Genomic DNA, 14074 nt, shown 5'->3' with positions numbered 1-14074 from the left:
CAATCAAAGTTACTCAAATACTTGTTTCGGCATGAAATTTCCGCTGAATTTTCACAAAAACGTCATCATTGATCACATCGGGAGGAGGCTGAATAGCGTTCCCAAGGCAAAAAGCCCAATGATGGCAGCAGAAACATGGTTGATTATGGTGAGCAGGTTGTCATTGACCTTGTCCCGCAGGTATCGGCCAATTCCGACAAGAAGCGCCCACCAACAGCAACTGCCCATGAACACACCAAGGATCAGCATGACAGCATCACTTGTTGCATGACCGGAAGCCGCGCCCAGATCACCAATTCCTGCAAGGGCATACATGCCAAGAAAGCCAAAGAACACGCCGGGATTGGTAAGCGTCAGCACAAGCGCGCCAATCATGCCCCGTTTCACACCGCCTTCCATGGGCTCCCGGTCCAGGTGGGGATGGGCACGCCAGATTCGTACAGCAAACACAAGCATAATCAGCGCCCCAACAAGGCGCAGCGCCGTGTCATAGCTGTCAATCAGCGCAAGAAAGGCATTGAGCCCAAGCGCGGCGAGCCCAGCATAGAAGGCATCGCCGAGCGCTGCACCCGATCCGATCGCGAATCCGTCACGCGCGCGCCCGAAAAGACTGCGTCGAAGACAAATGATATTCACGGGACCAATCGGTGCAGAGAGGGCAAAGCCGAAAGCCATGCCCCAAAGTACATATGCAAGCCCGCTGATCACCCCTACTCGTCCCCCCGGCCCTGCCTGATTAGGCGTCCACAATGCCAGCGAACCGCCAGCTGAGTGTTTCGCCAGCCAGGAAAGGCACAAGGCGATTACCGTTTCCTTCGACATGGTCCGGTACGGCCACTGGTGCCCGCTCCAAGACAATACGGCGCTCATTGAACGGCAGGCCATAAAACTTCGGCCCATTCTCTGAGGCAAAGGCTTCAAGCTTATCCAGCGCGCCTTCTTCTTCGAATGTGTTGGCATAGCTTTCCATGGCGAAAGGTGCGTTGAACACGCCTGCGCAGCCGCAGGCATTTTCCTTGGCGTCCTTGGTATGCGGCGCGCTATCGGTTCCCAGGAAGAACTTGGGCGAACCGGATGTGGCAGCTTTCCTAAGTGCCAGACGGTGTTCTTCCCGCTTGATAACCGGCAAGCAATAGAAGTGCGGCTTGATGCCGCCCACCAACATGGCATTCCTGTTGTAGGCAAGGTGCTGCGGCGTAATGGTTGCGCCGATATTGTCCGCGCTTTCCATCACGAACGCGGCCGCTTCGGCCGTTGTGATGTGTTCAAACACCACTTTCAGGCCCGGAAAGTCGGCAACGACGTGCTTCATCACCCGATCGATAAACACAGCCTCGCGGTCAAAGATATCGACATGGCTGTCTGTTACTTCCCCGTGCACCAGAAGCGGCATGCCGATACGTTGCATCTCTTCCAGCACCGGATAGATGTTCTTCACATCGCTGACGCCAAAGCTTGAGTTGGTTGTCGCATTCGCAGGATACAGCTTGCAGGCCGTGAATACGCCTGCGGTAAACCCTTTGGATACTTCGGCGGGATCGATGCTGTCTGTCAGGTAACAGGTCATCAGCGGCGTGAATTCGGTACCCTCCGGCACGGCTGCCAGGATACGGGCGCGGTAAGCTTCCGCTGCAGCGACGGTCGTGACAGGCGGCGTCAGGTTTGGCATGATGATCGCCCGGGCGAACTGGCGCGCCGTATAGGACGCCACGGTTTCCAGCATCGAACCGTCCCGCAGATGGACATGCCAGTCATCTGGCTGGCGAATAACCAGGCGATCGATAGCATTTTGAGACGTTTTGGAGGCGGGCGCTGTCATTGGAGTATTCCTGTTTTTACTTCATACCTGCGTGAGGGCTGTTGTAACGGTCTTCGCCTCACCTTACAACTTGAAAGCCGCAATAAAGTGGCTATGTGTAGCCTGAATATCAGCACCAGATAGGATTATTATGTCAGCCCCCCTATTGCATCTTGATCACCGCGCCATTCTGCGTCTTTCAGGCCCGGACACCCGCAGCTTCCTGCAGGGACTGGTGACCAACGACGTCACAGGTGTGACAGCCGACAAGGCCGTTTATGCCGCGATCCTGACGCCACAGGGCAAATATATGTACGACATGATCATCATGGCGGAAGGCGATGACCTGTTGCTGGATATTGAAGCTGCGCGCAAGACAGACCTGATGCGGCGACTGATGATGTATAAGCTGCGCGCTGATGTGACGATTGCGGATGAGACAGCACTGGGCGTCTGGGCTTCGCTTGAAAGGCCCGCTGCCCCTGGAGTCGCAGTTCCAGACCCCCGGCATGCAGGCTTGGGCTGGCGCCTTGTGACCACGGGCTGCCCCGATGCCCCCACTCTTGACCGTGATGATTATGAACAGGCCCGTCTCCGCCACGGCGTGCCGGATGGCAGTCGTGACATGATCCCAGAAAAATACTTCTGGCTGGAAACCGCGGCTGAGCGACTGCACGGCGTGTCTTTCACCAAAGGCTGCTATGTGGGGCAGGAACTGACCGCACGCATGAAGCACCGCACCAACCTGAAAAAAATCTTGCGGCCCGTGCGCGTTGAAGGCGGTGCACCAGATGCTGGCACCGCCCTTGAGACAGAAACCGGCAAGGCCGCGGGTGAGATCCGGACGTCAAATGGCGACCTGGCCCTTGCCTATTTCCGGCTTGAATATGAAGATGCCACGCTTTGCTGTAACGGTCAGCCTGTTACCCTGCTATAGTCTTCACCGATTTGCAGTTCTTTAACTTCCGCCACCTAGGGTCGGAAGGTCGTCTGTAACCTGAAGCGGGATTGAGAGAGTGCGCACCGACAGAATGCGAGGTGTAATAGGTTTATGTCTGGCCCTGCTGGCCGGATCAACTGCCGCAAATTGTGCAGAAAAACCCACCATCACCTGGCTGAACCTGGACTGGCAACCCGCCTGGATCAACAAAGGACCGTGGGCTGGCAAAGGCTATGCCCAAACAGGTGAGCGCCTTGTGCAAGCCGGAATGCCTGAATACAGACATACTGAACAGGCGGTTGTGAATGTCCGCATCTACACTGTTCTCAAAACGATGGAGGCCTGCTTTGCCACCTCTTCCTACAAGGGTATTGACCTAAGCCTGGAGCAACGCGAAGGCCTTGTTTTCAGCGCACCAACCTTTCTGTTCTTCTATCACGGCATCATTGCCAGAAAAGAAGCCGCGCCCAGGATAAAAGCCCATGAAACGAATGGTCGAATAGATTTCAGGGCATTGATTGCCGACACATCCGCACAGGGCGCTTTTCAGCCGGGCCGCGTATACAGCCGCTGGCTGAACGATATTTTTGCGAACGATCCTAATGCGGGGAATATGTTCCGCTGGTCAGGTCGCACCAGCCTGACGCAGGGCATGTTCAAAATGCTTGATGCAGGTCGTTTCGACTATTTTATCGATTATTACGCCATGCTGCACTTCAACGAACTGACCGAAGGTAATGGCGGCGAATACAGCTATTACCCGTTGCTGGAACATGAGGGCCAGTTCGGCATGGGCGGCATCGCCTGCAATGACACACCCCAGGGCCGCACTGTTATCTCACGCATCAATGAATTGCTGGTTGGCCTACGCCAAACCGACGAATATACCAATGCAAACGCCTTTTGGCTGATGCCGCCGGGGTTAGAAGCCAAATACTGGCGCCTTTGGCATGACGAGGTGCTGAGCCGCACCGAATAGCCATGCGGCACTTAAAATCTTGTTTTTTTCTTCATCTTGTGTTGCCATTCTCCAAACGGGGAAGGGTCATGACCAAAAACAAGAAACAACGCTTGCAGGAAAAGAACAAAGCACATGAGCGCCACAATCTCTTTGTCCTTGGCGCCGCTGTTGCCTCCATCCTGATTATCGTATTGGCAATGGCAAACTAGTCATTTCAGCAGCTTCGCCGGGTGCCGCCCGCCTGCATGCCCCATGAAGGGTGGGTGAATCTGGTATCCCAACAGGGCCTGCATGCTTTCCGGCATCTTTGCAACATCTTCGCGCGGGATGGACAAGAAGAAATTCTCCTGCTGCCGCGCCCAGGCTGCACAATATTGCGGGAATAACCCTAGGCGCGAGCCCTCTGATACGTTGCCCCCTGCCCTGTGCCATAAGTTCCCAAGGAAAATCAGCACAGAGCCCTTCGGCATTTCTGCAGTGACGATCTTGGTATTTTCAGGCGTCGCCCAGCCGTCCGCCTGCCCCGATTCCTTAATAGAGAATGCCTCAAAAGTGGTCAGCACACCGTCAGGCTGCTCGTCGCCCCACAGGTGGCTGTATGGGATTAACTGCGTCGCGCCGTTTTCAGCTGTGAAATCATCCATGGCCCAGATCGCCCCAACCGAAAAAGCCTGGCGCGGGCGCGACACGGGATAGAAGCTGTCGTCGGTATGAAACGCCTGCGGCTGTTCCCCGGGCAGCACATTGGCCGCGAGCGCCGCTGTGATCAGGCAGTCCCCCCACAGAAGCGGCTTGATGATCTTCAGCACATCTTCATTGTCGAAAAAGGGCCAAAGCGCCGGGCCATATTTAGGCAGCGAGTAAATTCGCTGGGTCTTGAAGCCTTCGAACTGGTTCCTGCCCGTGCACTGCTCCGCGAAAATTGGGTCCAGGATTGTCCGTGCGGCATCGATTTTCTCAAGCGTCATCAGGCCTTCAATGATGAAATACCCCTGATCCTTGATGGTCTCGATAATCTCTGCGTGGTTCATGATTATCTCCCTCGTAAAAGAAGATAGGCCAAGCCACCAAAATAAAAAGCGCTATCGGTTATTCAAAGATGTTTTGCACGGCGTCCTTATTTTTCGCTGGCCAGTATTTGAGAGCCACAGCAGCGACCACAAGTCCTTGTACAAAGAGGATACCCAAAAGCCTGATCGCCGCTTCAGGCAGGCCGTTAGCCGTGAAGAATTCCAGACCAAACAGCAGCAGACATGGCACCAGGGCAGCCGTTCCCATCGACGCGACAACAGGCATTCGCCTGCGGCTAAGCAGCACAGCAGGCAGAGCAAACAGTACGACAATTGCCCCAACAACCAAGTCGAGAATGATCTTGGCAACCAATCGTGCGATATCCTCAGGAGTCTCAAGAAAACTCGCGAAAACCCCTTCCCCAAAGACCAGCCAATGCAGTATTCCCCGTGCCAGCGCGGCCAATAAAACCAGCGCCAGTACAATGCCCACTTTCTTCATACATCCCCCAAATGTAAGGAGGGCCCGAAGGCCCTCTGATCTTTAGTCTTTCAAGGCTGCCTGAGCGGCCGCGAGCCGTGCGATCGGCACCCGGTACGGGGAACAGGACACATAATCCAGCCCCGTCCGGTGGCAGAACTCGACAGATGCCGGATCGCCGCCGTGCTCGCCGCAGATTCCCAGCTTCAGGTCAGGCTTGGTGGAACGACCGCGCTCTGCGCCAATTTCCACAAGCTCGCCCACACCTTCCTGATCGATGGAAACAAATGGGTCCTGCGCGAAGATATCCTTCTTCACATATTCATCCAGGAACCGGCCCGCATCATCCCGGCTGATGCCGATGGTGGTCTGCGTCAGGTCGTTGGTGCCGAATGAGAAAAAGTCTGCCTCAACCGCAATCTTCCCAGCCTGCAGTGCAGCGCGTGGCAATTCGATCATGGTGCCAACCATATATTCGACACGGTGGTTCTTCTCTGCGAAAACCTCTTCTGCGGCAGCTTCAACAACAGCACGCATCATGCCCAACTCCTTACGAGTTGCCACAAGCGGGATCATGATTTCCGGCACAACCGTTTCACCGGTTTCCTCTTCAACCACGATAGCGGCTTCAAAGATGGCCCGTGCCTGCATTTCATAGATTTCCGGATAGGTGATCCCGAGGCGGCAACCCCGGTGACCCAGCATCGGGTTAAACTCATGCAGTTCAGATGCGCGGCGCTTCAGATGGTCAACACTGGCACCAATGGCTTTGGCAACGTCTTCAAACTCGTCTTCCTCGCGCGGCAGGAATTCGTGAAGTGGTGGGTCCAGCAGGCGGATCGTCACCGGCAGGCCGCGCATGATCTTGAATATCTCAATAAAGTCACCGCGCTGCATAGGCAGCAATTTAGCCAGAGCATGTTTCCTGCCCGCCAGGTCATCCGCCAGGATCATCTCGCGCACCGCAATGATACGCTCGCCTTCAAAGAACATATGCTCAGTGCGGCACAGGCCAATGCCTTCCGCACCGAATTCGCGCGCGGTTGACGTGTCATGCGGCGTGTCGGCGTTGGTGCGCACCTTCAGCTTGCGGTAGCTATCGGCCCACTCCATCAGCTTGGCGAAATCGCCAGCCAGTTCTGGCTGCAGGGTTTTCACTTCACCGATCATAACTTCGCCGGATGCGCCGTCGATAGTGATGATATCGCCTTCCTTGACCTCACGGCCTGCGCAGGACATCACGCCTGCCTTGCCATCAATCCGAAGCTGGCCGGCACCTGATACACAGGGACGCCCCATACCGCGCGCCACAACGGCTGCGTGGCTGGTCATGCCGCCGCGCGCTGTCAGGATGCCTTTCGCAGCGTGCATGCCGTGGATATCCTCAGGGCTGGTTTCAACCCGGCACAGGATAACCGAACGGCCTTCCTTGGCCGCTGCTTCAGCGTGGTCGGCATCGAACACAACTTCGCCAGATGCAGCGCCCGGGGATGCCGGCAGGCCACGGGTCAGCACATCGCGCGGTGCGTCCGGGTCCAGTGTTGGGTGCAAAAGCTGGTCAAGGGCTGCAGGCTCAACCCGCAGCACCGCTGTTTTCTCGTCAATCAGGCCGTCTGCTGCCATTTCAACGGCGATCTTGAGCGCCGCTTTGGCCGTGCGTTTGCCCGCACGGGTCTGCAGCATCCATAGTTTGCCGCGCTGAACGGTAAATTCGATGTCCTGCATGTCCTTATAGTGGTGCTCAAGCTTGTCGAACACGTCGGCAAGCTCCCCAAACACTTCCGGCATGCTTTCTTCCATCGACGGCAGCGTGGCACCAGCAGCCTCGCGGGCAGCCTTTGTCAGGTTCTGCGGCGTGCGGATGCCCGCCACCACATCTTCGCCCTGCGCATTGATGAGATACTCACCGTAATATTCATTATCGCCGGTAGATGGATCACGCGTGAAGGCAACGCCGGTTGCCGACGTATCGCCCATGTTGCCGAACACCATAGCCTGCACGTTTACCGCCGTGCCCCAGTCTTCCGGGATATTGTTCAGCTTGCGGTATACCTTGGCGCGGTCAATCTGCCAGCTTGAGAAGACAGCGCCGATAGCGCCCCAAAGCTGCTCCCGCACATCCTGCGGAAACGGCTTGCCAAGCTCTTCTTCCGTCTTGGCCTTGAACTGCTGCGCCAGTTCTTTCCAGTCTTCCGCCTCAAGGTGGGTATCAAGGTCGATCCCCTTCTCTTCCTTCAGGATCTCAATCAGCTCTTCGAAGTGATAATGATCAACACCCAGCACCACATCGGAATACATCTGGATAAAGCGGCGATAGCTATCCCAGGCAAAGCGCGGGTTTTCGCTGTTCTTCGCCAATCCTTCAACGGTTTCATCGTTCAGGCCAAGGTTCAGGACCGTATCCATCATGCCCGGCATGGAAACCCGTGCGCCAGACCGCACAGACACCAAAAGCGGGTTATCCTTGTCGCCAAACTTGGCGCCAACGCTTTTCTCGATTTTCGCAATGGCCTGGTTGACTTCGCTCTCAAGCGTGTCCGGGTACTCCTGGCCGTTGGCGTAATAATAGGTGCAGACTTCCGTGGTGATCGTTAGCCCCGGGGGCACCGGCAAGCCCAGGGAGGCCATTTCCGCAAGGTTCGCACCCTTGCCGCCCAGGAGGTTTTTCATATCGGCACGGCCTTCAGCCGCGCCATCACCAAAGCTGTATACCCATTTGGTCATGATGCTCTACAGTCCTTCGTCGCGTACCCGAGGTCCCCTTCTGGTACGCAGATTTCATCGGGGCGCCGGGCAGTTTTTATATCTGGTTGCCCGGCCATTTTGTGATCAACCTTCGATCAGGCTGAAATCCGCCACGGTATTCACCGCGGCGCGAATTTGGCTAAGAAGCGCAAGGCGGTTGGCCCGCAGCGCTTCATCATCGGCGTTAACCGTTACCTTGTCAAAGAAGGCATCGATTGGCGCTCTTAGAGTAGATAGCGCGGCCATCGCCTTTTCAAAGTCTTCAGCAGCAAGCGCGTGCTCGGCATCTGCACCAGCGCGCGTGAGCGCAACGGCAAGCGCCTCTTCTTCCGGATCGACGAGCGCCGCCTCATGCACGTCCTGGTCATAGGACTTGCCGTCTTTCTTCTCTTCGATCTTCAGGATGTTGGCCGCACGCTTGTACCCTGCCAGGAGGTTGGCGCCATCGTCGGTATCAAGAAATGCCGAAAGGGCCGACACACGGTTCAGAATACGCACAAGATCATCATCGCCTTTGGCGAACACGGCGTCGATCAGATCGTGTCGCACACCCAGGTCACGTTGCTGCACCTTCAGGCGGTCAGCGAAGAAGGGCAGAAGATGCTCTTCAAACGTGGTTTCCAGATGCTTCAGTATTGCGTCCTCACCACCCTCAGCCTTCAGTTCAAGGTATGGCTTCAGCGGTTTGGCCGCCAGGCCAAGCACATGCTCGAGCGGCAGGCGAATGTTGTTTTCGGTTATCAGACGAATGACGCCAAGCGCCGCACGGCGGAGCGCATATGGGTCTTTCGATCCCGTCGGGCGCTTTTCGATCGCGAAGAAACCAACCAGCGTGTCGAGTTTTTCGGAGAGTGCCACAGCAACCGATACCGGCGCTGATGGGCAATCGTCGGATGGACCAGCAGGAGCGTAATGGTCGCGAATGGCATCGGCCACCGCATCGCTTTCGCCCTGAGCTCTCGCATAATAGCGGCCCATAATGCCCTGCACTTCAGGGAATTCGTAGACCATGCCGGACACGAGGTCTGCTTTCGCAAGCTCTGCTGCGCGCTCCGCCTCAGCTGGATCACAGCCGTCAATATATTCAGCCAGGAACCCAGCCAGTGCTTTCATGCGCGCAACACGGTCGGACATGCGCCCGAGTTCAATATGGAAGACGATATCCTTGAGCGCCGGCAGGTTGTCCTCCAGCTTGCCCTTGAGGTCCTGTTCCCAGAAAAATTTGGCGTCCGCCAGGCGGGCAGCGATCACCCGGCCGTTGCCGGTCGCGACAGCTGCGCCACCATCCTTGGCTTCAAGGTTTGAAACCGTGATGAAGTATGGGGCCAGCTTGCCCGTATCCGTGTCGCGGGTGACGAAATATTTCTGGTCCTTCTTCATGGTCAGGATCAGCACTTCTTCCGGCACTTCCATGAAGCTTGGATCAAACGAGCCCAGAAGCGGCACCGGCCATTCCACAAGGCCCGCCACTTCCTGAAGGAGACCCTTATCTTCCACCCATTCAACACCCTGCTTGTCTGCAAGGGACTGCGCCGCTTCCGCGATTTTGGCCATGCGCATAGCAGGGTCTAGCACCACTTTGGCGTCCTGCAGCTTTGTGCGGTAATCGGCGAAATCGGAAACAGTGAATGTCGCGGGCGCCATGAAGCGGTGCCCGCGCGTACTGTTGCCTGCTTTGATGCCGTCGATATCAAGGTCAACCACATCGCTGCCGAACAGGCAGATGATGCTTTGCAGCGGACGAACCCACTTGAGGCTGCCATCGCCCCAACGCTGGGACTTGGGCCATGGGAAATTGCGCACGGTTGCTTCAAGCGCCTCTGCGATCACGTCAGCAGACGCCCGGCCCGGCTTTTCGATTTTGGCGAAGAAGAAAGTACCTTTCTTTTCTTCGCGCTCTTCAAGCTGGTCGCGGGTCACGCCCGCGCCGCGCAGGAAACCTTCAAGCGCTTTTTCCGGCGCATCGGTGCGTGGGCCACGACGTTCTTCGGAAATATCAGGCGTTTTGTCCGGAATGCCACTGATGGTCAGCGCCAGGCGGCGCGGTGTGGCATAGGCCTGCGCGATCTCAAACGTCAGCCCCGCCTCCTTCAGCGCCGTGGTCATCATGACCTTTAGGTCCTCGGATGCTTTCTTTTGCATCCGCGCCGGAATTTCTTCGGACAGGAGTTCAATAAGAAGATCACTCATAACTTATACCTCCCACCCGTTTTTCCTGATCCAGGCTTCACAGCAGCCCTTGGCCAGGTCACGCACACGGCCGATATAGGCCTGTCGTTCCGTTACCGAAATGACCCCGCGTGCATCCAACAGGTTGAAGGTGTGCGAAGACTTGATGCACTGCTCATAGGCAGGCAGCGGCAGCTCGGCTTCCAGGAGTTTGGCGCATTCTTCCTGTGCCTTTCTGAAATCTTCAAACAGCTTGTCTGTGTCGGCATGTTCGAAATTGTAGGCAGATTGCTCGCGCTCGTTTTCAAGGAACACGTCGCCGTAAGTTGCGCCCGCGCCGTTGAAATCAAGATCATATACATTGTCTACGCCCTGCACGAACATGGCCAGGCGCTCCAGCCCGTAGGTCAGCTCGCCGGACACAGGTTTGCAGTCAAAGCCGCCCACTTGCTGGAAGTAGGTATATTGGCTGACTTCCATGCCGTCACACCAGACCTCCCAACCAAGGCCCCAGGCCCCAAGCGTGGGGCTTTCCCAGTCGTCTTCCACAAAGCGGATGTCATGCAGCTCGGCATCAATACCGATGGCCTTGAGGCTGCCAAGGTAAAGTTCCTGCATATTGTCCGGGCTTGGCTTCAGGATCACCTGAAACTGATAATAGTGCTGCAGCCGCATAGGGTTTTCACCATACCGGCCATCGGTCGGGCGGCGGCAAGGCTGCACATAAGCGGCTTTCCATGGCTCTGGACCAAGCGCCTTCAAGGTGGTCGCCGGGTGGAACGTACCTGCGCCCATTTCCATGTCATATGGCTGAAGGATGACACAGCCCTGATCCGCCCAGTAATTCTGGAGCGTCAGCAGCATTTTCTGGAACGGCATGGCGTCCGGATTGCGTTTCGAAGTAGCTGAAAAATCTGTCATGGATGACCGCTTTAAAAAATCGAATCTGTTACTCGGAATTGCTGCGCTGCAAACTAACGGGCGGACCCCATGGGGTCAAGCAAGAGAATCCCTTGGAACAGCAAAGATTTTCGCGCCTTACGCCGTCAGGATGATTGGCGCGCCTTTCGTCACAACAAAGGTATGCTCGAACTGGGCACCAAAGCCCCCGTCAGCCAGGCGGAGCGTCCAGCCGTCTTCGTCCTCATAATATTGATGGCTGTGGGTCGCCAGGAACGGTTCGATGGTCAGCACCTGCCCTTCCTTGAGGCGCTCTCGCTCACGCGGGTAATAGATATTTGATACCGTCGGCTCTTCGTGAATCCAGCTTCCAACACCGTGGCCATTCAGGCCTTCAATAATTTTAAAGCCAAACTTGGCAGCTTCCCGTTCGACCACTTTGGCGATGGCATTTAGGGGCTGGCCGGCGCGTGCCGCGAACATGGCCTTTCGCTGGGCGGCCTTGGTGGCGTCCAGCAGCGTTTGCAGGTCAGGTGAGATTTTACCAACCGCGAAACTTGACCCCGTATCAGCAAAGAAACCGTCTTTTTCTGCCGACACATCAATGTTGACCAGATCACCCTCCTTGAGGGGCGTACCATCAGGGATGCCATGTGCCACTGCATCGCCAACAGAAATGCAGGTGAACCCGGGGAAATCATAGGCCAGCTTGGGCGCGGATGTCGCACCGCGCTCCGCCAGCATTTCACCCGCCATGGCGTCAAGCTCCAGCGGCGTGACACCGGGTGCCACCCGCGCGCCCATAGCGGCCAGCACGTCGCGGCAGATAGCGCCGATTTCCTTCAGTTTTTCAAGCTGGTCCGGGCCGTCAACAGTCATGCCTTAAAGTTCGCCTTTCTCTCTGATCCGTTCATGGTGCTGGATCACTTCACGTATAATAAAATGGAGGAATTTTTCGCTGAATTCCGGGTCCAGGTTGGCGGATTTCGCAAGCTCTCGCAACCGCTCGATCTGCTTCTGCTCCCGTCCGGCATCGGCTGCAGGCAGGTCATGCTCACGCTTGTAGAAACCAACTGCCTTGGTGATCTTGAAGCGTTCGGCCAACATAAAAATAAGGGCAGCGTCGATGTTGTCGATGCTTTCCCGGTAGGCGTTCAACTGGGTCTCGTGGTTTTCGCCTGTCACAGCGCTTCCTCCGTCATATTCACTCAAGGGCCACTAGAGCCCGAAACGGTTCCAGAACAGCCGCTCTTCAATCGCCGCCAAAAGCCCATGCGGCATATCTTCGATCTGGCCGATCCCGCCTGCCTCAAAGCTGTCGACCGTCCGGCCAAGGCCAAGGATCGACCCCAGGCGGGGTTTCCGTTCACCAATCAGGCGCAGTCGCACCTTCTTGCCGAACCGGTCCCGAAGAACTTCACGCGCATCGCCAATACCGTCCACAAGACCCATTTTGACGGCGTCGGCGCCCGTAAAGACATCGCCGGAAAACAAGCGCCCACGTAGCCCTTTGAGACGCTTACCCCGGCGCTCGCGCACCAGGGATTTGAAATGTTCGTGGACTTCTTCCTGAAGTTCCTTCAGGCGCTCCACATCTTCTTCCTTCTCTGGCGAGAAGCTATCCAACATGGCTTTCCTGTCGCCAGCCGTATAAAGGCGCCGATCAATGCCCAATTTCTCGATCGCCTTGTCAAAACCAAACCCGCTCGCGATCACACCGATGCTGCCAATGATCGACGACTCGTTGGCGTAAATTTCGTCGCCCGCCAGCGCCAGCATATAACCGCCCGATGCCGCTACATCTTCCGCAAACGCCAGCACAGGCACATCTTTTTCGCGCGCCAGGTCGCGGATACGCTTGGTAATCAGCGCACTCTGCACCGGTGACCCGCCGGGCGAATTTACCTGCAGCGCCACAGCCGACAGGCCGGGAATGGAAAAAGCATGATCAAGCGTGCTTGCAAGAGACGCCATGTTCAAATTCTGCTTGAACCGTTGGCCCGGCGCGATCACGCCATACAGCCGCACCACCGCCACAACAGGCGGCGGATCACCGAACAGGCGGCGACGGAGTTCATAGACGAATTTAGACAGTCGGTTAGCCATGCTTGCTACTTTGGATATTCATTCTGCCCTTGATTAGCGGCTTTGGCGCGGATGCGCAAAGGCTTTCAGGTCAAGGGCTGCGCCATCACGTAAAATTTCTTCTGCCTCACGGGTGTAGCGCTCCACCTCACCATGGAGCGCCAAACCAGGTAGAATGCTCGCTGTACCGTGCATTCCTTTGCGCCCCTGAATGATCACGCGCTTTGCTGGCGAACCGTACCGCGGCCATAGCGGCATGATCTTCAGCTCCCCCACCCGCCGGTGCAGGTGGGCGATCACTTCATCCACCCTGTCTGCCCGGTAGATGATGGAAACCGTGCCCTTGTTCCTGACAAGGTGAATGCAGAATTTAACCCAGTCGCGCACGCCAGCGCTCTGGTCCATATGGGCCAGGCCTTTAGTTTCCGCAGGCGGGCGAATACCTTTGCCATCCGCCAGATACGGCGGGTTGACCATCACATGGTCATAAGTGGCTTCATCTTCCTGCCTGAGTTCGGTGATACTGCCTTGCGATACAGTCACATAGTCTTCGAGGCCATTATGGGCAATATTTCGGCGGGCGAAATTCAGCATATCGTCCTGGATATCAAGACCATGCACGAAAACACCGGGCACCCGGCGTGCCAGACAAAGCGCAGCCCCGGCTGAGCCAACACCACCTTCTATGACCCGCTCACCCGCCTTGGCAGGGACACAGGCGGCCAGCATCACCGTATCCATCGAGACACGGTAACCGGATTTCGGCTGGATCAGCTTGACTGCCCCACCAAGAAAATTGTCAACCGTCTCACCTGGCCCCAGACAGGGGTCAGTGGGAAAGACATGCGTGCTTTTGTCTCGGGCCTGGTCGTCCACTGGGTTTCGTTCACCACTTGTTTATTTGATGCCTGTAATTGTACGTGGAATTTATCTGCGGTCAATTGACCTAAAATGCGTGCAAAACCTTGCCAGCCGTAAAGTCAGG

The 14074-nt window shown here is 56.5% G+C and carries 14 protein-coding genes; 3 read left to right on the top strand and 11 right to left on the bottom strand.

Annotated elements, in window-relative coordinates; translation table 11 throughout:
- Positions 1-72: 72 nt before the first annotated feature.
- Positions 73-708, bottom strand: a complete 636-nt coding sequence (locus tag KORM41_RS18965) for a LysE/ArgO family amino acid transporter (RefSeq protein ID WP_068152117.1) — start codon at positions 706-708, stop codon at positions 73-75.
- Between the two features lie 28 nt (positions 709-736).
- Complete coding sequence (gene pyrC / locus KORM41_RS18960; RefSeq protein ID WP_068152111.1) at positions 737-1819, bottom strand: dihydroorotase; 1083 nt, start codon at positions 1817-1819, stop codon at positions 737-739.
- Positions 1820-1949: 130 nt separating this feature from the next.
- Here pyrC and ygfZ point away from each other — a divergent pair, with 130 nt between their 5' ends.
- The 3 genes from ygfZ (at position 1950) to KORM41_RS22405 (ending at position 3908) form a co-directional block, all read left to right on the top strand.
- On the top strand, positions 1950-2735 hold the full coding sequence (gene ygfZ / locus KORM41_RS18955; RefSeq protein ID WP_068152107.1) for a CAF17-like 4Fe-4S cluster assembly/insertion protein YgfZ: 786 nt from the start codon (positions 1950-1952) through the stop codon (positions 2733-2735).
- 94 nt (positions 2736-2829) lie between these two features.
- Positions 2830-3717, top strand: a complete 888-nt coding sequence (locus tag KORM41_RS18950) for a hypothetical protein (protein WP_068152105.1) — start codon at positions 2830-2832, stop codon at positions 3715-3717.
- A 68-nt stretch (positions 3718-3785) separates the two neighbouring features.
- Positions 3786-3908: a hypothetical protein gene (locus KORM41_RS22405; protein ID WP_269448990.1), complete on the top strand. Its 123-nt coding sequence runs from the start codon at positions 3786-3788 to the stop codon at positions 3906-3908.
- On the opposite strand, the gene KORM41_RS18945 is transcribed toward KORM41_RS22405, so the two are convergent.
- From KORM41_RS18945 to KORM41_RS18905, 9 genes are all read right to left on the bottom strand, one after another.
- Positions 3909-4730 (bottom strand): phytanoyl-CoA dioxygenase family protein, encoded by an 822-nt coding sequence (locus KORM41_RS18945; RefSeq protein WP_068152103.1) that lies wholly within the window; start codon positions 4728-4730, stop codon positions 3909-3911.
- 58 nt (positions 4731-4788) lie between these two features.
- Positions 4789-5211 (bottom strand): hypothetical protein, encoded by a 423-nt coding sequence (locus tag KORM41_RS18940; protein WP_068152101.1) that lies wholly within the window; start codon positions 5209-5211, stop codon positions 4789-4791.
- Positions 5212-5253: 42 nt separating this feature from the next.
- Positions 5254-7914, bottom strand: a complete 2661-nt coding sequence (gene ppdK, locus KORM41_RS18935; RefSeq protein WP_068152094.1) for a pyruvate, phosphate dikinase — start codon at positions 7912-7914, stop codon at positions 5254-5256.
- Between the two features lie 105 nt (positions 7915-8019).
- On the bottom strand, positions 8020-10125 hold the full coding sequence (glyS, locus tag KORM41_RS18930) for a glycine--tRNA ligase subunit beta (RefSeq protein ID WP_068152091.1): 2106 nt from the start codon (positions 10123-10125) through the stop codon (positions 8020-8022).
- A 3-nt stretch (positions 10126-10128) separates the two neighbouring features.
- Complete coding sequence (locus KORM41_RS18925; protein WP_231727338.1) at positions 10129-11025, bottom strand: glycine--tRNA ligase subunit alpha; 897 nt, start codon at positions 11023-11025, stop codon at positions 10129-10131.
- A 117-nt stretch (positions 11026-11142) separates the two neighbouring features.
- Positions 11143-11883, bottom strand: coding sequence for a type I methionyl aminopeptidase (gene map / locus KORM41_RS18920; RefSeq protein WP_068152089.1), 741 nt, complete (start codon positions 11881-11883; stop codon positions 11143-11145).
- Between the two features lie 3 nt (positions 11884-11886).
- The gene (locus tag KORM41_RS18915) at positions 11887-12189 is read right to left on the bottom strand and encodes a chorismate mutase (protein WP_197421288.1); all 303 of its coding nucleotides are present in this window, start codon (positions 12187-12189) and stop codon (positions 11887-11889) included.
- Positions 12190-12222: 33 nt separating this feature from the next.
- Complete coding sequence (locus KORM41_RS18910; protein ID WP_068152087.1) at positions 12223-13110, bottom strand: S49 family peptidase; 888 nt, start codon at positions 13108-13110, stop codon at positions 12223-12225.
- A gap of 33 nt (positions 13111-13143) precedes the next feature.
- Entirely contained in the window at positions 13144-13965 is an 822-nt protein-coding gene (locus tag KORM41_RS18905; protein WP_068152086.1) for a tRNA1(Val) (adenine(37)-N6)-methyltransferase, read from the bottom strand.
- Positions 13966-14074: the final 109 nt, after the last annotated feature.

The sequence above is a fragment of the Kordiimonas lipolytica genome (assembly GCF_001550065.1).
The sequence above is the reverse complement of the archived record's forward strand: the minus strand, read 5'-3'. Positions and strand labels throughout refer to the sequence as shown.

What these genes read in the sequence shown, in the direction of transcription:
- pyrC (WP_068152111.1), bottom strand. Translation starts at nt 1,819, where the DNA reads ATGACAGCGCCCGCCTCCAAAACGTCTCAAAATGCTATCGATCGCCTG.
- ygfZ (WP_068152107.1), top strand. Translation starts at nt 1,950, where the DNA reads ATGTCAGCCCCCCTATTGCATCTTGATCACCGCGCCATTCTGCGTCTT.
- KORM41_RS18950 (WP_068152105.1), top strand. Translation starts at nt 2,830, where the DNA reads ATGCGAGGTGTAATAGGTTTATGTCTGGCCCTGCTGGCCGGATCAACT.
- KORM41_RS22405 (WP_269448990.1), top strand. Translation starts at nt 3,786, where the DNA reads ATGACCAAAAACAAGAAACAACGCTTGCAGGAAAAGAACAAAGCACAT.
- KORM41_RS18945 (WP_068152103.1), bottom strand. Translation starts at nt 4,730, where the DNA reads ATGAACCACGCAGAGATTATCGAGACCATCAAGGATCAGGGGTATTTC.
- KORM41_RS18940 (WP_068152101.1), bottom strand. Translation starts at nt 5,211, where the DNA reads ATGAAGAAAGTGGGCATTGTACTGGCGCTGGTTTTATTGGCCGCGCTG.
- ppdK (WP_068152094.1), bottom strand. Translation starts at nt 7,914, where the DNA reads ATGACCAAATGGGTATACAGCTTTGGTGATGGCGCGGCTGAAGGCCGT.
- glyS (WP_068152091.1), bottom strand. Translation starts at nt 10,125, where the DNA reads ATGAGTGATCTTCTTATTGAACTCCTGTCCGAAGAAATTCCGGCGCGG.
- KORM41_RS18925 (WP_231727338.1), bottom strand. Translation starts at nt 11,025, where the DNA reads ATGACAGATTTTTCAGCTACTTCGAAACGCAATCCGGACGCCATGCCG.
- map (WP_068152089.1), bottom strand. Translation starts at nt 11,883, where the DNA reads ATGACTGTTGACGGCCCGGACCAGCTTGAAAAACTGAAGGAAATCGGC.
- KORM41_RS18910 (WP_068152087.1), bottom strand. Translation starts at nt 13,110, where the DNA reads ATGGCTAACCGACTGTCTAAATTCGTCTATGAACTCCGTCGCCGCCTG.